Raw genomic sequence first — 20,424 nt, forward strand, 5'->3', positions numbered from 1 at the left:
TGGCGTGATGGCCGAAACAGGCTTATTCGCTGAGATCCTGCTCCTCAATGGTGAAGGTGTGGTTGGTGAATACACAAATGTCGCCGGCGATGCCGAGCGCGGTTTCGACGATTTCACGGGCCGACAGATCGGTTTTCTTCAGCAGGGCGCTGGCTGCGGCCTGAGCGTAACCGCCGCCGGAACCCATGGCGATCAGGCCTTCTTCGGGTTCGACCACATCGCCGTTACCGGTGATGATCAGAGAGGCGTCTTTGTTGGCGACTGCAAGCATCGCTTCGAGGCGGCTGAGGGAGCGGTCGGTGCGCCATTCTTTGGCGAGTTCGACGGCGGCGCGAACCAGGTGGCCCTGGTGCTTTTCAAGCTGGCCTTCGAAACGTTCGAAAAGGGTAAAGGCGTCAGCGGTGGCGCCAGCAAACCCGGCGATGACCTGACCGTGGTACAGGCGGCGAACTTTCTTCGCGTTGCCTTTCATCACGGTATTGCCAAGAGAAACCTGGCCGTCGCCGCCCATGACGACTTTGCCGTGGCGGCGAACTGAAACGATGGTGGTCAAGGGAAGAGTCTCCACGCAGCGGGGCGAAAATGCCTTATCCCAACTCATATGGGGGTGGTGAGGCGTTTTTCAACTGCGGGAAGTGGCGGGGGACGAGCGGTCTGTGGCGAGGGGGCTTGCCCCCGTTGGGGTGCGAAGCGCCCCTGAAAACAGGCGCCGCGTTTTTTCAGATAGAGCCAGGACAATGTTTTGCGGCCGCTGCGCGACCGAACGGGGGCTAGCCCCCTCGCCACAAAAGCAGATTGCTCCCGCAAACTGGGGAGCAATCAATTGTGATCAGCGGCTCTGGCGTTGTTGTAACAACAGGTTGCTGAAGCCGCTGCCAGCCAGTTGTTTCTGGGCGGTGGTCAGCTGTTCGCGGTTGCTGAACGGGCCGACCAGCACGCGGTACCAGGTCTCGTCCTTCACCGTGCCGGACTCCACCGAAACCGCCTGGCCGAGCAGAATGATCTGCGCACGAACCTTGTCGGCATCAGCTTGCTTGCGGAACGAGCCAGCCTGCAGGAAGAACTTGGTCACCGGCGCCGCTTTCGCTACGGGTGGCGCTGGCGGCGGGGTAACGCCGCTCAGGGCTGCCTGCGCACGCGCGGTGTCGATCTTCGCCGCTTCTGCCGGGGTTACCGGTGCAACGGGTGCAGTCTGCGGCGTCGGCAGGGTTTTCTCCGGCACGGCATCCGGCGGCACGATGACCTCCGATTCCGGCAGCAAGGTGTAGAAGTCGTATTTCGGCTTCACCGGCTGCGTCGGGCTCGGCGGGGTCTTGTTGGCCTCGGCGATCTTGCTGGCTTTCTGTTGCTCGACTTTCTCGCGCTTGACGCTTTCGCTGCCTTTACCCGGCTCCAGCTTCATCAGGAACACGATGAAGGCGCCCACGGTCAGGCCGATGGCCATCCACAGCCATCCCGGAATCGGCTTTTTTGCAGGAGCTTGGTAACGGCTGGCGCCACGCTTTGGTGCTGGTTTTTTCTTGGCAGCCAACTTACATACGCTCCAGAGTTTCCAGACCCAAGAGTTCCAGGCCTTGCTTGAGGGTGCGACCGGTCAATGCGGCGAGGCGCAAGCGGCTTTGCATTTGTGCCGGGGTTTGTGCGCTGAGGATCGGGCAGTTCTCGTAGAAGCTGGAGAACAGACCGGCAACATCGTACAGGTAGGTGCAGAGGATGTGCGGCGTGCCTTTTTCGGCGACGTTGTTCAGCACTTCACCGAACTGCGCCAGCTTGGCGGCCAGTTCGTGTTCGTGAGTGGCCTCGAGGACGATCTGCCCTTCGACTTCGCTGAAGTCCTTGCCGAGTTTGCGGAACACGCCGGCCACGCGAGTGTAGGCGTACAGCAGGTACGGCGCGGTGTTGCCTTCGAAGTTCAGCATCAGGTCGAAGTTGAAGCTGTAGTCGCTGGTGCGGTGCTTGGACAGGTCGGCGTATTTCACCGCGCCAATGCCCACGACTTTGGCGATGTTGCGCAGATCGGCTTCGGCAAGCTCAGGGTTCTTTTCCTTCACCAGCGTGTAGGCGCGTTCCTTGGCTTCGTTCAGCAGGTCGATCAGCTTCACGGTGCCGCCATCACGGGTCTTGAACGGACGGCCATCGGCGCCGTTCATGGTGCCGAAGCCCATGTGCTCCATGTCCATTGGATGGGTCACGAAACCGGCCAGGCGAGCCACTTCGAATACCTGCTGGAAGTGCAGGGCCTGACGTTGGTCGACGAAGTACAGCACTCGATCGGCTTTCAGCACGCCGTTACGGTAGCGCACGGCCGCCAGGTCAGTGGTGGCGTAGAGGTAGCCGCCGTCAGCCTTGACGATGATTACCGGCAGCGGGTCGCCGTCGGCATTCTTGAATTCGTCGAGGAACACGCACTGGGCGCCGTTGCTCTCGACCAGCATGCCTTTGGCCTTGAGGTCGTTGACCACGTTGATCAGGTCGTCGTTGTAGGCACTTTCGCCCATCACGTCGGCCATGGTCAGTTTGACGTTCAGCTGTTCGTAGATTTTCTGGCAGTGGGACAGGGAAATGTCTTTGAACTTGGTCCACAGCGCCAGGCAGTCCGGGTCACCGGCTTGCAGCTTGACCACCAGGCCGCGGGCGCGGTCAGCGAATTCTTCGGATTCGTCGAAGCGCTGCTTGGCGGCGCGGTAGAAATTTTCCAGGTCCGACAGCTCGTCGCTGGTAATTGGGTTTTCTTGCAGGTACGCCATCAGCATGCCGAACTGGGTGCCCCAGTCGCCGACGTGGTTCTGACGGATCACCGTGTCGCCGAGGAACTCCAGTACGCGCGCCACGCCGTCGCCGATGATGGTCGAACGCAAGTGACCGACGTGCATCTCTTTGGCCAGGTTCGGTGCCGACAGGTCGACCACGGTGCGCTGCACGGGACCTGCCTTGCGCACGCCGATTTGGGCGTCAGCCAGGGCGGCGTCCAGGCGCGAGGCCAGGGCCTGGGTGTTCTGGAAGAAGTTGAGGAAGCCCGGGCCGGCGATTTCGGTTTTGCTGACGTTTTCGTCAACCGGCAGCGCAGCGATGATTTTTTCCGCCAGATCGCGCGGTTTCATGCCGGCCGGTTTAGCCAGCATCATGGCGATGTTGCTGGCGAAGTCGCCGTGAGTCTTGTCACGGGAGTTCTCCACCTGAATCGCCGGCGTCAGGCCTTCAGGCAACACACCGTCGGTAACGAGTTGGGTGAGGGCTTGCTGGATCAACTGGCGAATGGTGTCTTTCATGGTCTTCTCTTTCAACCGCAGAGCGGCGGCGCATCAATGCGCAGGTGGAAAAACTGGGCATTATCCGTTGCGAAGTCGGGCTTGCCAACCATTGTAGGTTCATTGCGGACTTACGGTGATTGATTACCTTGTGGCGAGGGAGCTTGCTCCCGCTGGGGCGCGGAGCGGCCCGGAAATCGGGTGCTGCATTCTGTCTGCCGGGGCGGGGTTGACTTGTTTGCGGCTGTTGCACAGCCGAGCGGGAGCAAGCTCCCTCGCCACATAGTTGACTCAATACAAATCGACCGGATCAACATCCAAAGACCAACGCACCGCCCGCCCGCTCGGCATCTGTTCCAGCGCCAGCAACCAGGCGCTCAGCAGTCGATGCAGCGGCGCCCGTGCCGTGGCTTGCAACAATAATTGCGCACGATAGCGTCCAGCCCGACGCTCCATCGGCGCCGGTACCGGGCCGAGCAATTCGATGCCGGTCAGGGTGTGTTCGGCCAATAATCGCTCCGCCTCGCTGCAGGCTTCATCGAGGAAACTTTCGGCTTGCCCCGGCTTATGCGCTTCGGCCCGCAACAGCGCCAGGTGCGCGAAGGGCGGCAGCCCGGCGGAACGACGTTCGCTCAAGGCCTGCTCGGCAAAGGCGAAATAGCCTTGTTCGGTCAGTTGCACCAACAGCGGGTGGTCGGCCAGGTGAGTCTGGATGATCACTTTGCCCGGCTCTTCGGCGCGCCCGGCACGCCCTGCCACCTGCACGATCAACTGAGCCATGCGCTCGCTGGCGCGGAAGTCACCGGAGAACAGTCCGCCGTCGGCATCGAGAATCGACACCAGCGTCACCCGTGGAAAGTGATGCCCTTTGGCGAGCATCTGCGTGCCGACCAGAATGCACGGCTGACCTTTCTGAATGGTCGCGAATAGCTGATTCATCGCGTCTTTACGCGAGGTGCTGTCGCGGTCGACCCGCAACACCGGGTAGTCCGGGAACAGAATGCCCAAACGCTCTTCGGCGCGTTCGGTGCCGGCACCCACGGGGCGCAAATCGACTTTGCCGCATTTCGGGCAGTGCCGAGGGACACGCTCGACGTAGCCGCAATGGTGGCAACGCAGCTCGCCGGAACGCTGGTGTACGGTCATTCGCGCATCGCAGCGCTGGCACTCGGACATCCAGCCGCAATCGTGGCAGAGCAGGGTGGGCGCAAAGCCGCGACGGTTGAGGAATACCAATACTTGCTGGCCGGCGGCGAGGGTCTGGCCGATCGCCTGCTGCATCGGCCCGGAAATGCCGCTGTCCAGCGGGCGACTTTTGACGTCCAGCCGCAGGAAACGTGGTTGTTTCGCCCCGCCGGCGCGCTCGTTCAGGCGCAGCAGTCCGTAACGACCGGTGTAGGCGTTGTGCAGGCTTTCCAGTGACGGCGTCGCCGAGCCGAGGACAATCGGGATGTTTTCCTGTCGTGCTCGGACCAATGCCAGATCGCGGGCGTGATAGCGCAAACCTTCCTGCTGTTTATAAGAGCCGTCGTGCTCTTCATCGATGATGATCAGCCCGGGGTTTTTCATCGGCGTAAACAGCGCCGAGCGGGTGCCGATTATAATGTCGGCCTCGCCATCCCGGGCTGCCAGCCAGGATTCCAGCCGTTCTCGGTCATTGACCGCCGAATGCACCAGGGCAATACGCGCATTGAAGCGCTGTTCGAAGCGCGCCAGGGTTTGCGGCCCGAGGTTGATTTCGGGGATCAGCACCAGCGCCTGCTTGCCGGCCTCAAGGGTTTCGCGGATCAGCTGCAAATAGACTTCGGTCTTGCCGCTGCCGGTGACCCCGGCCAGCAGGAACGCATGGAAACTGTCGAAGCCTGCGCGGATCGCTTCATACGCGGCGCGCTGTTCCGGGTTTAGCGGCAACTCTGGTTGCGCCAGCCAGTGTTCGTGACGTTCGCCGGGTGCGTGTTTGCGGATCTCCACTTGTACCAGTTCTTTGGCCAGCAGCAGGTCGAGGCTGTCCTTGCTCAACATCAACTTGCTCAGCAGTTGATGGGCGACGCCATGCGGATGCTGGGCCAGCGTGGCCAACGCTTCACGCTGACGCGGAGCGCGGGCGATGCGCGGATCATCCAGTTTCGCGCCCGGGGCGATCGACCAGAAGCGCTCCTGGCGTGCTTCGGCCATTTCACCTTGGCGCAACAGCACCGGCAGCGCCCAGCTCAAGGTGTCGCCGAGGCTGTGCTGGTAATACTGGGAAGTCCACAGGCACAACTTGAACAGTGCCGCCGGTAGCGGTGGCGTGGCATCGAGCAGGGCCAGTGCCGGTTTGAGTTTGTCGGCCGGGACTTCGCTGTGGTCGGTGACTTCCACCAGGATCCCGATCATCTCGCGGCGACCGAACGGCACCCGCAGCCGCATGCCCGGATGCAAGTGCGCGTGCAGGACTCCCGCCGGGGCACGGTAGTCGAACAGGCGGCGCAGGGGCGAAGGCAGGGCGAGGCGCAAAATGGCATCGGGCACGCGGGGGGATCTCATTGGGCGGGCGGTAAAGAAGGACCGGAGCCTAGCAGACGGTCGGTTTCAGTGACAGCTTGCGTGATCGCAAAGGTCTGGTAGAATTCGCGGCCTAATTACGTGCGGTATTCAACAATAGTGTTGGGTGGCGGCACGCTAGCCTGAGGAAGACACCATGAAAGCCGATATCCATCCAGATTACCCAGTCATTGCTGTTACCTGCAGCTGTGGCAACAAGTTCGAAACCCGTTCGACCTTCGGCAAAGCCCTGCCGATCGACGTATGCAACGAGTGCCACCCGTTCTACACCGGTAAGCAGAAGACTCTGGATACCGGCGGCCGCGTTCAGAAGTTCGCCGATCGTTTCGGTGCTTTCGGCAAAAAAGCCTAAGGCTGATCATGTTGGAGAGTCGTTTCGGCTTCTCCAGACTGATGAAAAAGGCGCCCTTCGCGGGCGCCTTTTTTATGTCCGCGATTTGGCTCTCCAGCGCCCACGCGCTCTGTCCTGCACCTACCAGTAAGCTGGAAGCTGTCAGCGTGCAACGCGTGGTGGATGGCGACACGGTGCGCCTGAGCGATGGCCGCAGTGTGCGCATGATCGGTTTGAATACCCCGGAACTGGGCAAGAAAGGTCGCGCCGACGAACCTTTCGCCGTGGCTGCACGCAAGCGTCTGGAAGCGTTGGTGGCGGCAAGCGACGGACGGTTGGGTTTGCTGGCGGGGCAAGAGGGCAAGGATCGTTACGGTCGCACCCTGGCCCATCTCTACAGCGCCAACGGTGACAATCTCGAAGCGCAGATGCTTGCCGAGGGGCTTGGTTACCTGGTTGCGGTGGCACCGAACGTCGATTTTGTCAGTTGCCAGCAGGCCGCCGAACGCACTGCGCGGCAGGCCCGGCTGGGGTTATGGCGGCAGTCACCTGTGCTGAAAGCGGAGCAGATCAGTACTTCGGGTTTTGCTGTGCTTAGTGGGCGTGTGGGCAAGGTTCAGCGCAATCGTGGCGGAATTTGGATCGAGTTGCAGGATTCGGTTGTATTGCGCGTTGCACCCAATCTGCTCGGTCATTTCGATCTGGCGGCTCTGGAACGGCTCAACGGCAAGCAGATCGAGGCGCGTGGCTGGGTGCTCGATCGCTCACGGCGCGGTGGTCTGGATTCCGGTGAGGCGCGTTGGTTGTTGCCATTGACCCATCCGGCCATGCTGCAAGCAGTGCCGTAAAAAGAAATTGTCGACATTTTTTAAGTCGATTGTGAACAGTTGAGCCCTTGTGTTCCGTGGCTCTTGGCCCAAAGTCGTAGGGTAGGGCGCTTGACAGGGGTGACCGGTCAGTCTTGTGGGGACTTTGCGACGCGAGTATCCTCGGCGGTCCGTCGTTCAACAGTAAAAGCGGAATGCCCACATGTCTGATTTGAAAACTGCCGCTCTCGAATATCACGCCCATCCTCGTCCAGGTAAGCTGAGTGTCGAGCTCACCAAGGCCACCGCTACCGCCCGCGATCTGTCGCTGGCCTACAGCCCCGGCGTAGCCGAACCAGTACGCGAAATCGCCCGCGATCCTGAACTGGCCTACAAATACACCGGCAAGGGCAACCTGGTTGCAGTCATTTCCGATGGCACCGCGATTCTCGGCCTGGGTAACCTTGGCCCATTGGCTTCCAAGCCGGTGATGGAAGGTAAAGGCGTGCTGTTCAAGCGCTTCGCCGGTATCGACGTGTTCGACATCGAAGTCGACTCCGAAAGCCCGCAAGCCTTCATCGACACCGTCAAGCGTATCTCCATCACCTTCGGTGGCATCAACCTGGAAGACATCAAGGCACCTGAGTGCTTTGAGATCGAACGCGCGCTGATCGAACAGTGCGACATTCCGGTGTTCCACGATGACCAGCACGGCACCGCGATCGTGACCGCTGCCGGCATGATCAACGCCTTGGAAATCGCTGGCAAAACCCTGCCAGAAGCCAAGATCGTCTGCCTGGGCGCTGGTGCTGCCGCTATCTCCTGCATGAAGTTGCTGGTGAGCATGGGCGCCAAGATCGAAAACATTTTCATGGTTGACCGTACCGGCGTGATCCACTCCGAGCGTGACGACCTGAACCAGTACAAGGCTGTCTTCGCTCACGCGACCGACAAGCGCACGCTGACTGACGCCCTGAAAGGCGCAGACGTGTTCGTTGGCCTGTCCGGTCCGAACCTGCTGAGCGCTGAAAACCTGATGCTGATGGCGGCCAACCCGATCGTGTTCGCGTGCTCGAACCCTGATCCGGAAATCGCCCCGGAACTGGCTCACGCCACCCGTAACGACGTGATCATGGCGACCGGCCGTTCGGACTATCCGAACCAGGTGAACAACGTACTGGGCTTCCCGTTCATTTTCCGTGGTGCTCTGGACGTTCGCGCCAAGCGCATCAACGAAGAGATGAAAGTGGCTGCGGCCAACGCTCTGCGTGAATTGGCCAAGCTGCCAGTGCCTCAGGAAGTGTGTGACGCTTACGGTGGCATCAAGTTGGAGTTCGGTCGTGAGTACATCATTCCGAAACCAATGGATGCGCGTTTGATCACTGTGATCTCGGATGCTGTGGCCAAGGCTGCGATTGAGACGGGTGTGGCGACTCTGCCGTATCCGAAGAACTACCCGCTGAAAAGCGTGGATGACGTGTTCAACGGCTAAGCCGTTGTAGCGCTTCAACAGAAAGCCCCGGCTCTTGTGAGTCGGGGCTTTTTTGTATCTGTCTTTCGCAGATGTGCGCCAACCAAAACTGTAGGAGCCGAGCTTGCTCGCGAAGGCGGCCTGACAGCCGGCCAATCTCCTGCAGATGTACCCCAACCAAACCTGTAGGAGCTGAGCTTGCTCGCGAAGGCGGCCTGACAGCCGACCAATCTCTCGCAGGTGTACACCAATCCATTGTGGGAGCCGGGCTTGCCCGCGATAGCGGCCTGACAGCCGACCAGTCTCTCGCAGGTGTGCATATCCATTCCTGCGGTAACGGCCACTTAGGGTTTCGCCCTGACGGCGACTCCCTTTGGCAAACGCCCCAAAGGAAGCAAAGGTCTTCGCCCCAAGCGTACGGCACCTCGCCTAGGCTCGGCGTCCCCTCGCTCCGGTGTCCATCAGGGGGCATCGCCTACGGTCTGCTTCGCGACGACCTCCTCTCGATGTGTCCGGCTGCGCCGTACGGCGCTGCGCGCCCACCCCCTGATGAACACCTGCGCTCGGCCTCCCGACGGGGCGGGTGGATCAAGATCAACAGCAACAGCACGGCGGCCTACCGGCCGGCCTGAGTGGTTGGAACGTGTGGGGTTTGAGATCGTTCCCACGCTCTGCGTGGGAATGCCGCCAGGGACGCTCCGCGTTCCGCTTCACGAGCTGAGGTGGAGCGTGGGAATGATCATTTGTGTAATGCCCGTAGGATGAAGTCGGAACTTGATGACAGCATCACGGGCAACGCAGAAATCTCCGACATGTCTTTAAGGTTGCCCCTCGGAAGCGTGGCCTCTAGCCTTTGATCGTCGCTGCCAATTCAGCGACCGGATTTGACCGTCCGTGTAAATCAAGGCGCACCAGTGCCCAAGACCTGTTTCAGGCGATTTTTTCGTCTGGGGTATCGTGTCATGGCGGCTGTGCGTGGGACACCTTCGGGTGTGCCGGGTCCCTTGATTCCCGGTCTGTCAATCCGCGTACAGCTGCCACCTCCAGAAACTAAAAAGCCCCGCCTTCAAACGAAGAGCGGGGCTTTTTGTTGGTGCTGCGCGATCAGAACAGGTCGATCGGTGCCGCTTCGTCCGCTGGCAGTGGGCTGCCCGGTGCATTGCCGTTGCCCAGTTCGTTGATCGATGGCGGCGTGTCTTCGGACTTGAACAGCTCGAAGTAGGCGCCTGGAGTGCTTGGGGTGGCTGCGCGGCCGCTGACCGGGTCGACCCGCAGGCTGAGGATGCCTTCCGGTTCGGCCTGGGTGTGCGGTGGTTTGCCTTTGAGCGCGGCGCTCATGTAGTTCATCCAGATCGGCAGCGCCACGGTGCCGCCGAACTCGCGCTTGCCAAGGCTTTCCGGTTGGTCGAAACCGGTCCAGACCGTGGTCACGTAATCGGCGTTATAGCCCGAGAACCAGGCGTCCTTGGATTCGTTGGTGGTCCCGGTCTTGCCCGCGATGTCGCTGCGGCCCATGGACAGTGCGCGACGCCCGGTACCGAGCTTGATCACGTCTTCAAGCATGCTGTTGAGGATGAAGGTGGTGCGCCCGTCGATGATCCGTTCTGCGACGGCCGGTGCTTGTACGGTGGTTTGCGCCGCCGGGGCTTCGCCTGGCGTCGGGTTGACCGTGAAGGTGTTGCTCACCGGTGCTGCAATCCCGTTGCTGGCGATATCACCTTTCGGCACGCTTGGCGGGTTGGCGACGAACAGCGTGTCGCCGTTGCGGCTTTCGATCTTGTCGATGATGTACGGGGTGATCTTGTAGCCGCCGTTGGCAAAGGTGCTCCAGCCGGTGGCGATTTCCATCGGCGTCAGCGTTGCGGTGCCCAGGGCCAGCGACAGGTTGCGCGGCAGGTCCTGCTTGTTGAAGCCGAATTTGCTGATGTAGTCGATGGTGCGATCGACGCCCAGCGCCTGGAGCAGACGGATCGACACCAGGTTGCGCGACTTGTAGAGCGCTTCACGCATGCGGATCGGGCCGAGGAAGGTGTTGGTGTCGTTCTTCGGGCGCCAGACCTTGTCCAGGTACTCGTCGACGAACACGATCGGTGCGTCGTTCACCAGCGTTGCCGGGGTGTAGCCGTTATCCAGCGCAGCGCTGTAGACGAATGGCTTGAAGCTCGATCCCGGTTGGCGCTTGGCCTGCATGGCGCGGTTGTAGTTGCTCTGCTCGAACGCGAAGCCGCCAACCAATGCACGGATGGCGCCGTTTTGCGGGTCCAGCGAAACCAGCGCGCTTTGGGCGACTGGAATCTGGCTGAACTTCAGGGCGTTGTCCGCTTGGCGCTGTACGCGAATCAGGTCACCGACCTGGGCGACATCCGATGGTTGCTTCGGTACCGGGCCCATGCTGTTGGTGTTCAGGTACGGGCGTGCCCATTTCATGCTGTCCCAGCTGACATGTTCTTCGCCGTTACGGGTCAGGACCTGCACGCCGTTTTTCTCGATCAGGGTGACGATGGCCGGTTCCAGGCCGCTGATGGTGCGCTGTTTGGTCAGTTCCGTGGCCCAGGCAGCAGGCGTCTTGCCCGGCAGACGGGATTCAGGGCCGCGATAGCCGTGACGCTGGTCGTAGGTGATCAAGCCTTCATGGACGGCGGTGTTGGCCATTTCCTGGAGGTTGCTCGGCACGGTGGTGGTGACGCGGAAGCCTTCGGTGTAGGCATCGCTGCCATAACGACCGACCATTTCGGCCCGGGCCATTTCAGCGATGTACGGCGCGTTCACTTCCGGCGTCGGTACGTGATAACTGGCGTTCAATGGCTCGTTGATCGCGGTCTGATACGCCGCTTCGTCGATTTTCCCGAGCTTGTACATACGCCCCAGGATCCAGTCGCGACGTTCTTTGCTGCGCGCCGGGTTGGCCAGCGGGTTGAAGCGCGAAGGGGCTTTCGGCAGGCCGGCGATCATCGCCATCTGCGCCAGGCTGACGTCGCGGATCGACTTGCCGTAATACACCTGTGCCGCCGCCTCGATGCCGTAGGCGCGGTTGCCCAGGTAGATCTTGTTCACGTAAAGCTCAAGGATCTCGTCCTTGGTCAGCTGACGCTCGATTTGCAGGGCCAGGAGGATTTCCGTGGTCTTGCGCGAGAAGCTACGCTCACTGGTGAGGAAGAAGTTCTTCGCCACCTGCATGGTGATGGTGCTGCCGCCGGATTGAATGTGTCCGCTTTTGACCAGTTGGCTCGCGGCACGCATCAGGCTGCTGGGGTCGACGCCATAGTGATTGGCGAAGTTGTCGTCTTCGGCACTGAGTAACGCATTGATGAAATTGGGTGGGATGTCGGCGAAGCGGATCGGCGTGCGGCGCATTTCGCCAAACTCGGCGATCAATTTGCCGTCGCTGCTGTAGACCCGCAAAGGAATCTGCAACTGAATGCTTCTCAGCGCCTCCACGGATGGCAAACCCGGACTAAGGTAAAGAAAAGCGCCGCTCAGACCGAGGAGCAGTCCGCAGAAAACGGCGACGATGGACCACCCGAAAAATTTCAGCAGACGAATCAAGGCTTTTGGACATCCAGGGTAAAGAATGAATTAGGCGTCAGGGCATTCAAGGTAAGCAAGGGTCGACCCGCGCTTGAGAAAGCGGAAAAAACGCTGGCCATTATAAGCATTTTTCCGCCAAAAGCGCATTTGGCGCCTCTGTCAAGACGCAGCTATTGAACGCAACGAATCATAAAGAGTCCGTAACTCACGGATAGTCATAGGGAATTGCAAGTGCTGGGACTCTTCAATAAAAAAAGCCGCACGCTTTTGGGGATCGATATCAGCTCCACTTCGGTGAAGCTTCTCGAGCTAAGCCGTGCAGGTAATCGATACCGGGTCGAAGCCTACGCGGTAGAACCGCTGCCGACCAACGCCGTGGTCGAGAAAAATATCGCCGAACTCGAAGGTGTCGGGCAGGCGTTGTCCCGGGTGTTGCTCAAGGCCAAAACCAGCGTCAAGAGTGTCGCGGTGGCGGTTGCCGGATCGGCGGTCATCACCAAGATCATCGAAATGGACGCCGGGCTTTCCCCCGATGAAATGGAAAATCAGCTGAAGATTGAAGCTGACCAGTACATTCCCTATCCCCTCGAAGAAGTCGCCATCGATTTTGAAGTGCAGGGCGCCTCCCGGCGTAATCCCGAGCGGGTCGACGTATTGCTGGCGGCCTGTCGCAAGGAAAACGTCGAAGTTCGCGAAGCCGCGCTGGCCCTTGCCGGCTTGACCGCGCGGGTCGTCGATGTCGAGGCGTACGCGCTGGAGCGTTCATTCGGCTTGCTGACGGCACAGTTGGCCGGCGTGACCGAGCGTTCGACGGTAGCCGTGGTCGACATCGGCGCCACCATGACCACCTTGAGCGTGCTGTCCAACGGCCGAATCATCTACACCCGCGAGCAGTTGTTCGGCGGTCGTCAGTTGACGGAGGAAATCCAGCGCCGTTATGGCATGACGGTTGAACAGGCCGGTCTTGGAAAAAAACAGGGTGGCTTGCCTGAAGACTACGTCAGCGAAGTCCTGCAACCGTTCCGCGAGGCGCTGGTGCAGCAGGTTTCGCGATCGTTGCAGTTTTTTTTCGCCTCGGGCCAGTACAACGCGATCGACTACATCCTGCTGGCCGGTGGCACAGCCTCGGTCACCGGGCTGGATCGACTGATCGAGCAGCGCCTGGGCACGCCGACGCAGGTGGCCAATCCGTTTGCGGACATGACATTGAGCAGCAAGGTCAACGCCAGTGCCCTGGCCAGTGATGCGCCGGCGCTGATGATTGCCTGCGGCCTGGCGCTGAGGAGTTTCGACTGATGGCGCGGATCAATCTTCTCCCTTGGCGCGAAGAGCTGCGCGAGGAACGTCGCAAGCGCTTCCTGTTGGGGTTGGCCGGTGCGCTGGCGGCGGCGGTCGGGGTGATTTTGCTGGGTGACCACGCCATCAGCAGTGCCATTGATCGACAGGTCGCTCGCAACGATTACGTCGGCAAACAGATTGCCGTGCTGGATGACCGGATCAAGCAGATCAGCGATCTGAAAGCCCGTCGTCAGCAACTCGTGGAGCGGATGCGGATCATCCAGGATTTGCAGGGCAATCGGTCGGTCAGCGCACGGATCTTCGATCAACTGGCGCGCAGGCTGCCGGACGGGGTGTATTTCACCGACGTGAAACTGGTCGATAAAACGCTGTCCATCAGCGGGGCGGCAGAGTCGAACAATCGCGTCTCGGAGTTGTTGCGCAACCTCGATGCCTCCGACCGGTTCGAGTCGCCGAACCTGACCGAGGTCAAAGCGACCACGGCCGGCGCGCTGGATCAGGCCAACGTGTTTCAGTTGACCGTTCGTCAGTCTCAACCGGCCGCAGCGGAGGACGCGAAATGAGTCCGTCCCAATGGTTCGAGGGGTTGCGCAAGGTCGATATCAACGACCTGGACCTGAACAACATAGGCTCTTGGCCCACGGCGATCAAAGGCCTGGCGGGCGGGCTGCTGATCGTGCTGGTGCTGGCGCTGGGCTACAGCTTTTACCTCAAGGATCTTGAAGATCAGCTTGAGCAGGCCCGCGCCGGGGAAGCCACCCTCAAGGAGCAGTTTGCGAGCAAGGCGCACATGGCGGCCAATCTGGAGCGCTACATCGAGCAGATGAAAGCAATGGAAACCTCCTTCGGCGTGCTGTTGCGGCAGTTACCCGGCGATACCGAGGTACCCGGTCTGCTGGAAGACATCACTCGCACCGGATTGGGCAGCGGGCTGGAGTTTGAAGAGATCAAGCTGCTGCCGGAAGTCACCCAGCAGTTCTACATCGAGCTACCGATCCAGATCACTGTTACCGGCGCCTACCATGACCTGGCGACCTTCGTCAGTGGCGTCGCCAACCTCCCGCGGATCGTCACCCTGCACGATTTCAACGTCGAGCCGGTCGTTCCGGGCAGCGGCGCGAAACTGCGCATGAACATCCTGGCCAAGACTTACCGCTACAACGACAAGGGGTTGCAGAAATGAATGCGGCCCGATGGTTTTCGCTGGCTGTACTGCTGGGGGGGCTTGCCGGTTGTGGCAACGGTAACGACTTCAGCGATCTGGACGCCTACATGAACGAGGTGCGCCTGCACCCGCCCGGCAAGATCGAGCCGGTGCCGACGTTCAGGTCCTACGAGACATTCACTTACAGCGCTGCGTCGTTGCGCAGTCCGTTTTCACCGCAGGTCAGGGTCGACCTGGCAGGTCGAAAACCGGGGGCGCGTAACGTCAGGCCCGATCCGAGCCGGGTCAAGCAATACCTTGAAGGTTTCAACATCGAGCAGTTTGAAATGGTCGGCACTATTTCCAATGCGTCCGGCGCCTTTGCGCTGTTGCGCGGTGCCGGCGGGGTGCATCGGCTGAAGGTCGGTGACTACCTGGGGCGCAACGATGGCCGGATCGTGGCCATCAGCGGCTCGCAAGTCGATGTGGTCGAAATCGTTCCCGATGGCCAAGGTGCCTGGCTGGAGCGAGCGCGGACTATTCCTTTGAAAGAGCACTCATAGTGGAACTCGTATCATGAACAGGATCCTTTCAACCCTCGGTTTTTCGCTATGGATGGCGCTGCTTTCTCCGATGGTGCAGGCAGCCACTCTCAAAACGCTGGATGTCGCCGCGCTGCCGGGTGATCGCGTCGAGTTGAAACTGGCTTTTGACGGGCCGCCGCCCGCGCCGCATGGTTATACAACCGATCAGCCGGCGCGCATCGCCCTCGATCTGCCGGGTGTGAGCAGCCAACTGGCGAGCAAGACGCGGGATTTGGGAGGCGGCAACGCTCGCAGTGCGACAGTGGTCGAGGCCAAGGACCGCACTCGTTTGATCATCAACCTGACGCAGTTGACGCCTTACAGCACGCGAGTCGAGGGCAACACGCTGTTCGTGGTGGTTGGGCAGGCTGCTGCCGCTCAGAAACCCCGGCCCGCGGCACCGCGCGTGGCGAGCGCCATGCCGGTGGCAGCCAAGACTTATGCTCCTGTGAGCAAGGCCATTCGCGGCGTGGACTTTCAACGCGGTGAGCAGGGTGAAGGCAATGTCGTCATTGATTTGTCAGACCCCGGTATCAGCCCGGACATCCAGGAGCGTGACGGCAAGATCATTCTCACCTTCGCCAAAACCCAGTTGCCCGAACGGTTGCGGGTTCGCCTGGACGTCAAGGATTTCGCCACGCCGGTGCAGTTCGTCAACGCCAGTGCGTCCTCCGATAAAGCGAGCATCAGCATCGAACCCGGTGGCACATACGACTATTCGACCTACCAGACTGACAATAAACTGACCGTCAGTGTCCGCCCGATGACCGTCGATGATTTGCAGAAACGCAACGCAGAGCGCTTTGCCTACAGCGGCGAAAAGCTGTCGTTGAATTTTCAGGACATCGATGTGCGCTCGGTACTGCAACTGATCGCCGACTTCACCAACCTCAACCTGGTGGCCAGCGACACGGTGCAGGGCGGCATCACCTTGCGCCTGCAAAACGTGCCGTGGGATCAGGCGCTGGATCTGGTGCTCAAGACCAAAGGGTTGGACAAGCGCAAGATCGGCAACGTCTTGCTGGTCGCGCCGGCAGATGAGATTGCCGCTCGTGAGCGCCAGGAGCTGGAGTCACGCAAACAAATCGCCGAGCTGGCGCCACTGCGCCGTGAGCTGTTGCAGGTCAACTACGCCAAGGCGGCGGATATTGCCAAGCTGTTCCAGTCGGTGACCAGTGCCGAGGCGAAAGTCGACGAGCGTGGTTCGATCACTGTCGACGAACGAACCAACAACATCATTGCCTACCAGACCCAGGATCGCCTGGATGAGCTACGGCGAATCGTCGCTCAGCTGGATATTCCGGTGCGTCAGGTGATGATCGAGGCGCGGATCGTTGAGGCCAACGTCGACTACGACAAAAGCCTTGGCGTGCGTTGGGGTGGTTCGGTGAGTAAGAAGGGGAACTGGAACGCTTCCGGGGTCAGCAACGGGGCCAACGCTTCATCGACCATTGGTACGCCGGGTAGCACCAGCACCAACTCACCGTTCGTCGATATGGGCGCGGCAGGGAATACATCGGGGATCGGCATCGCCTTCATCACCGATAACGTGTTGCTGGACCTTGAGCTGACGGCCATGGAGAAAACCGGTAACGGCGAAATCGTCTCTCAACCCAAAGTGGTCACCTCCGACAAGGAAACCGCGAAGATCCTCAAAGGCACGGAAATCCCCTATCAGGAAGCCAGCTCCAGCGGCGCGACATCGGTGGCGTTCAAGGAGGCTTCGCTGTCTCTGGAGGTAACGCCGCAGATCACCCCGGACAACCGCATCATCATGGAGGTCAAGGTCACCAAGGATGAGCCGGACTACCTGAACAAAGTGCAGGATGTTCCGCCGATCAAGAAGAACGAGGTCAATGCCAAAGTACTGGTCAACGATGGCGAAACCATCGTCATTGGTGGGGTTTTCTCAAATACTCAGAGCAAGGTTGTAGATAAGGTGCCATTTCTCGGTGATGTGCCGTATCTTGGCCGCCTTTTCCGGCGTGACGTGGTGTCGGAGAAAAAATCCGAGCTGCTGGTATTTCTCACTCCGCGTATCATGAATAACCAGGCGATTGCTGTGAGTCATTGATTCTGTGCGAAATTTGATTCTTGTTGGGCCGATGGGTGCTGGAAAAAGCACCATCGGTCGCTTGTTGGCCAAAGAGCTGCGCCTGCCGTTCAAGGATTCCGATAAGGAAATTGAATTGCGCACGGGCGCCAATATCCCGTGGATCTTCGACAAAGAAGGCGAACCCGGCTTCCGCGATCGCGAGCAGGCGATGATCGCCGAACTGTGCGCGCTTGATGGCGTGGTGCTGGCGACGGGTGGTGGCGCAGTGATGCGCGAAGCCAATCGTCGGGCGCTGCACGCTGGTGGGCGCGTGGTGTATCTGCACGCGTCCGTCGAGCAGCAGGTCGGGCGCACCGCGCGCGATCGCAATCGTCCTCTGTTGCGCACCGCCGATCCGGCAAAAACCCTCCGTGATCTGCTGGCATTACGCGATCCGCTGTATCGGGAGATCGCCGACCTGGTGGTGGAAACCGATGAGCGGCCGCCGCGGATGGTGGTCCTGGACATCCTGGAGCGCTTGCAGCAGCTGCCTCCCCGTTAATGCGCAGGACGAAATGCGCTATCCTCGGCTCCGGTCATGACCGCTCGAAGGTGTGGCGCATGACGAGCGGGCAGCGTCACACACGCAGATGTTGTCAGTCGATAATGTAAGGCCGGACACCTGATTCCAACTTCACTGTGGGGACACATGCAGACACTTAAGGTCGATTTAGGCGAGCGAAGCTACCCGATCCATATTGGCGAAGGGTTGCTGGATCAGCCCGAACTGCTGGCGCCGCATATCGCCGGGCGGCAAGTCGCGATCATCTCCAACGAGACCGTTGCGCCGCTGTATCTAGAGCGTCTGACCCGCAGCCTTGCACAGTTTTCGGTCATCTCCGTGGTTCTGCCCGACGGTGAAGCCTTCAAGAACTGGGAAACCCTGCAAACCATCTTTGACGGCCTGCTCACCGCTCGCCATGACCGCCGCACCACCGTGATCGCCCTGGGCGGCGGTGTGATAGGCGACATGGCCGGTTTTGCCGCTGCCTGTTACCAACGTGGTGTCGATTTCATCCAGGTTCCGACCACCTTGCTGTCGCAAGTCGACTCTTCGGTGGGCGGCAAGACCGGCATCAACCACCCGTTGGGCAAAAACATGATTGGCGCCTTCTATCAACCGAACGTCGTGTTGATCGATACCGCCACGCTCAATACCTTGCCGGCTCGCGAGCTGTCTGCGGGTCTGGCGGAAGTCATCAAGTACGGTTTGATCTGCGATGAGCCGTTCCTCACCTGGCTCGAAGACAACGTCGATCGCTTGCGGGCACTGGATCAAACGGCCCTGACCTACGCTATCGAACGCTCCTGCGCGGCCAAGGCTGCTGTGGTCGGTGCGGATGAGCGTGAGTCTGGCGTGCGCGCCACGCTGAACCTGGGTCATACCTTTGGCCACGCCATCGAAACTCACATGGGCTATGGTGTCTGGCTACATGGTGAAGCGGTGGCTGCTGGCACTGTAATGGCCCTGGAAATGTCTTCGCGCCTGGGCTGGATCAGCGACCAGGAGCGTGATCGCGGCATTCGCCTGTTCCAGCGGGCCGGGTTGCCAGTCATCCCGCCTTCAGTGATGACAGAAGCCGATTTTCTCGAACACATGGCAATTGACAAGAAAGTAATCGACGGTCGTTTGCGACTGGTGTTGTTGCGCCGCATGGGCGAAGCCGTAGTGACCGACGATTATCCGAAAGAGGTTTTACAGGCCACGCTGGGAGCGGATTACCGCGCCCTGGCTCAGCTTAAAGGTTAATAAGATCCCGATGACTAGTTTGCATGCCGACGAGGCGTTCCTCGGCCATTACCAGTTGAGTCACGACCCTTTCGCTCCACGGGTGCCTGGCTTCAAGTTCTTCCCTGCCCAGCGCAAGCCCGTGCTGGGACAACTCCATCACCTGGCCCGTTACAGCCAGTTGTTGCTGGTGGTTACCGGCCCGCAAGGTAGTGGCAAGACCTTGTTGCGTCAGGCGCTGGTAGCCAGCACCAACAAACAGTCGGTGCAGAGCGTGGTGGTTTCCGCCCGTGGTGCCGGTGATGCGGCGGGTGTGTTGCGTCAGGTGGCTCAGGCGCTGAACGTTGCCCAGGCTGAAGTCGGCGCGATTCTCAAGCAAGTAGTACAGCTCGCACTGACTGGCCAGGAAGTCTACTTGCTGGTCGATGACGCCGAGCAGCTCGACGAGTCCGCCCTTGAAGCGCTACTGGCGTTGGCGGCAGGTGCGCCGGAAGGTCGTCCGCACGTGTTCCTGTTCGGTGAGTCGTCGCTGATCGCTGAACTTGAGCAACTGAGCACCGAGGAAGAGCGCTTCCACGTCATCGAACTGCAACCTTACGCCGAAGAAGAAACCCGCGAATACCTGGCCCAGCGACTCGAAGGCGCCGGTCAGGGAATCGAACTTTTCTCTGCGAATCAGATCTCTGAGATACACGAAAGCTCCGATGGATGGCCTGGAAACATCAATCAGGTCGCCCGCGATGCGATGATCGAAGCCATGATTGCTAGCCGCTCAGCGGTCAAGCGTCCAAGTATGGGGTTCAACATGCCGAAGAAACACGTATTGGCGATATCTGCCGTAGTCGTGGTCGCGGTGGCCGCCGCCTGGTTGATGCCGGGTCGCAGCAAGGCACCAGCCACCGGCGCGCCCGCCAATGAGCAGGCGCAATTGCCACTGGGCACACCAAAACCGAATGGCGGTGCTCCGTCGGTCGAGTTCGCCGGTAATACCCAGCCGATGCCATTGCCGCTGGTCGGACAATCGCAGCCGGTTATGCGCGGCCCATTGGCGGAAGCTGCGGGCGGTATCACTGAAGGCGACGACGGCGTACCAGTCGAAGGCTCCAGCGCCAAACCGCCTACCGTGACCACCACTGCGCCGCCAGCCGGTATTCCGGCCGGCCCGACGCCAGCACCTGCGCCAGCGCCTGCAGCCAAGCCAACACCTGCACCGACTCAGGTCGCTACCGCCAAGCCTGCTCCTGTACCTGCTCCTGCGGCCAAACCGGCTCCAGTGGCCAAACCTGCCCCAGTCGCCAAAGCTGTCGAGAAACCGGTCGAAAAACCGGCGACCGTCGCCAAAGCCGCAACCGGTGGTACCTGGTACGCAGGTCAGGCGCCGGGCAATTATGTAGTGCAAATCCTCGGCACCAGCTCTGAAGCCACAGCGCAAAACTTCGTCAAGGAACAGGGCGGCGAGTACCGCTATTTCAAGAAAGTCCTCAACGGCAAGCCGCTTTACGTCATCACTTACGGTAGCTTCGCCAACCGCGATGCAGCTGTTACCGCCATCAAGGCCTTGCCAGCGAAGGTTCAGGCTGGTAAACCTTGGCCTCGCTCTGTCGCCAGCGTCCAACAGGAACTGGCAACAGCTCGCTGAAGATTC

General features: G+C 60.4%; 16 protein-coding genes. 11 read left to right on the forward strand and 5 right to left on the reverse strand.

Features of this window, described 5'->3' with window-relative positions; genetic code table 11:
* Nucleotides 1–22: 22 nt before the first annotated feature.
* The 4 genes from hslV to KRR23_RS13530 all read right to left on the reverse strand — a co-directional run bounded on the left by hslV (nt 23) and on the right by KRR23_RS13530 (nt 5,759).
* The gene (gene hslV, locus KRR23_RS13515; protein WP_216742893.1) at nt 23–553 is read right to left on the reverse strand and encodes an ATP-dependent protease subunit HslV; all 531 of its coding nucleotides are present in this window, start codon (nt 551–553) and stop codon (nt 23–25) included.
* Nucleotides 554–829: 276 nt separating this feature from the next.
* A complete protein-coding gene (locus KRR23_RS13520; protein ID WP_216742894.1) occupies nt 830–1,531 on the reverse strand; it encodes an SPOR domain-containing protein in 702 nt (233 codons plus the stop codon).
* Nucleotide 1,532: 1 nt separating this feature from the next.
* Nucleotides 1,533–3,269: an arginine--tRNA ligase gene (gene argS, locus KRR23_RS13525; protein WP_216742895.1), complete on the reverse strand. Its 1,737-nt coding sequence runs from the start codon at nt 3,267–3,269 to the stop codon at nt 1,533–1,535.
* A 270-nt stretch (nt 3,270–3,539) separates the two neighbouring features.
* Entirely contained in the window at nt 3,540–5,759 is a 2,220-nt protein-coding gene (locus KRR23_RS13530; RefSeq protein ID WP_216742896.1) for a primosomal protein N', read from the reverse strand.
* A 169-nt stretch (nt 5,760–5,928) separates the two neighbouring features.
* Here KRR23_RS13530 and rpmE point away from each other — a divergent pair, with 169 nt between their 5' ends.
* The 3 genes from rpmE to KRR23_RS13545 all read left to right on the forward strand — a co-directional run bounded on the left by rpmE (nt 5,929) and on the right by KRR23_RS13545 (nt 8,421).
* Nucleotides 5,929–6,144 (forward strand): 50S ribosomal protein L31, encoded by a 216-nt coding sequence (rpmE, locus tag KRR23_RS13535; RefSeq protein ID WP_145016632.1) that lies wholly within the window; start codon nt 5,929–5,931, stop codon nt 6,142–6,144.
* A gap of 8 nt (nt 6,145–6,152) precedes the next feature.
* Nucleotides 6,153–6,971 carry a thermonuclease family protein gene (locus KRR23_RS13540; protein WP_216742897.1) on the forward strand — a complete coding sequence of 273 codons (819 nt, stop codon included), beginning with the start codon at nt 6,153–6,155 and terminating at the stop codon, nt 6,969–6,971.
* A gap of 181 nt (nt 6,972–7,152) precedes the next feature.
* Nucleotides 7,153–8,421 carry a malic enzyme-like NAD(P)-binding protein gene (locus tag KRR23_RS13545; protein WP_054595225.1) on the forward strand — a complete coding sequence of 423 codons (1,269 nt, stop codon included), beginning with the start codon at nt 7,153–7,155 and terminating at the stop codon, nt 8,419–8,421.
* A gap of 1,083 nt (nt 8,422–9,504) precedes the next feature.
* On the opposite strand, the gene KRR23_RS13550 is transcribed toward KRR23_RS13545, so the two are convergent.
* Nucleotides 9,505–11,946, reverse strand: a complete 2,442-nt coding sequence (locus KRR23_RS13550; protein WP_216742898.1) for a penicillin-binding protein 1A — start codon at nt 11,944–11,946, stop codon at nt 9,505–9,507.
* A 213-nt stretch (nt 11,947–12,159) separates the two neighbouring features.
* Between KRR23_RS13550 and KRR23_RS13555 the strand changes: the two genes are divergently transcribed.
* From KRR23_RS13555 to KRR23_RS13590, 8 genes are all read left to right on the forward strand, one after another.
* Nucleotides 12,160–13,224 carry a pilus assembly protein PilM gene (locus KRR23_RS13555; protein ID WP_216742899.1) on the forward strand — a complete coding sequence of 355 codons (1,065 nt, stop codon included), beginning with the start codon at nt 12,160–12,162 and terminating at the stop codon, nt 13,222–13,224.
* A complete protein-coding gene (locus KRR23_RS13560; protein ID WP_216742900.1) occupies nt 13,224–13,790 on the forward strand; it encodes a PilN domain-containing protein in 567 nt (188 codons plus the stop codon). Before KRR23_RS13555 ends, KRR23_RS13560 begins: the two co-directional genes overlap by 1 nt.
* Nucleotides 13,787–14,410 carry a type 4a pilus biogenesis protein PilO gene (gene pilO, locus KRR23_RS13565; protein ID WP_216742901.1) on the forward strand — a complete coding sequence of 208 codons (624 nt, stop codon included), beginning with the start codon at nt 13,787–13,789 and terminating at the stop codon, nt 14,408–14,410. Before KRR23_RS13560 ends, pilO begins: the two co-directional genes overlap by 4 nt.
* On the forward strand, nt 14,407–14,934 hold the full coding sequence (locus tag KRR23_RS13570; protein ID WP_216742902.1) for a pilus assembly protein PilP: 528 nt from the start codon (nt 14,407–14,409) through the stop codon (nt 14,932–14,934). The genes pilO and KRR23_RS13570 overlap by 4 nt, the downstream gene beginning before the upstream one ends.
* 13 nt (nt 14,935–14,947) lie before the next feature.
* On the forward strand, nt 14,948–17,029 hold the full coding sequence (gene pilQ, locus KRR23_RS13575) for a type IV pilus secretin PilQ (protein WP_216742903.1): 2,082 nt from the start codon (nt 14,948–14,950) through the stop codon (nt 17,027–17,029).
* Nucleotides 17,030–17,033: 4 nt separating this feature from the next.
* Entirely contained in the window at nt 17,034–17,552 is a 519-nt protein-coding gene (gene aroK, locus KRR23_RS13580) for a shikimate kinase AroK (RefSeq protein WP_054595232.1), read from the forward strand.
* Between the two features lie 147 nt (nt 17,553–17,699).
* Nucleotides 17,700–18,800 (forward strand): 3-dehydroquinate synthase, encoded by a 1,101-nt coding sequence (gene aroB, locus KRR23_RS13585; protein ID WP_054595233.1) that lies wholly within the window; start codon nt 17,700–17,702, stop codon nt 18,798–18,800.
* Nucleotides 18,801–18,810: 10 nt separating this feature from the next.
* Nucleotides 18,811–20,418 carry an AAA family ATPase gene (locus tag KRR23_RS13590; protein WP_216742904.1) on the forward strand — a complete coding sequence of 536 codons (1,608 nt, stop codon included), beginning with the start codon at nt 18,811–18,813 and terminating at the stop codon, nt 20,416–20,418.
* Nucleotides 20,419–20,424: the final 6 nt, after the last annotated feature.

Origin of the sequence: Pseudomonas sp. CVAP#3 (assembly GCF_018986375.1) — a bacterium.
Classification (GTDB): domain Bacteria; phylum Pseudomonadota; class Gammaproteobacteria; order Pseudomonadales; family Pseudomonadaceae; genus Aquipseudomonas; species Aquipseudomonas helvetica.

Bases quoted from the DNA above. Each gene is read 5' to 3' on its own strand.
- argS (WP_216742895.1), bottom strand. From the start codon at position 3,269: ATGAAAGACACCATTCGCCAGTTGATCCAGCAAGCCCTCACCCAACTC.
- rpmE (WP_145016632.1), top strand. From the start codon at position 5,929: ATGAAAGCCGATATCCATCCAGATTACCCAGTCATTGCTGTTACCTGC.
- KRR23_RS13540 (WP_216742897.1), top strand. From the start codon at position 6,153: ATGTTGGAGAGTCGTTTCGGCTTCTCCAGACTGATGAAAAAGGCGCCC.
- KRR23_RS13545 (WP_054595225.1), top strand. From the start codon at position 7,153: ATGTCTGATTTGAAAACTGCCGCTCTCGAATATCACGCCCATCCTCGT.
- KRR23_RS13560 (WP_216742900.1), top strand. From the start codon at position 13,224: ATGGCGCGGATCAATCTTCTCCCTTGGCGCGAAGAGCTGCGCGAGGAA.
- pilO (WP_216742901.1), top strand. From the start codon at position 13,787: ATGAGTCCGTCCCAATGGTTCGAGGGGTTGCGCAAGGTCGATATCAAC.
- KRR23_RS13570 (WP_216742902.1), top strand. From the start codon at position 14,407: ATGAATGCGGCCCGATGGTTTTCGCTGGCTGTACTGCTGGGGGGGCTT.
- pilQ (WP_216742903.1), top strand. From the start codon at position 14,948: ATGAACAGGATCCTTTCAACCCTCGGTTTTTCGCTATGGATGGCGCTG.
- aroB (WP_054595233.1), top strand. From the start codon at position 17,700: ATGCAGACACTTAAGGTCGATTTAGGCGAGCGAAGCTACCCGATCCAT.
- KRR23_RS13590 (WP_216742904.1), top strand. From the start codon at position 18,811: ATGACTAGTTTGCATGCCGACGAGGCGTTCCTCGGCCATTACCAGTTG.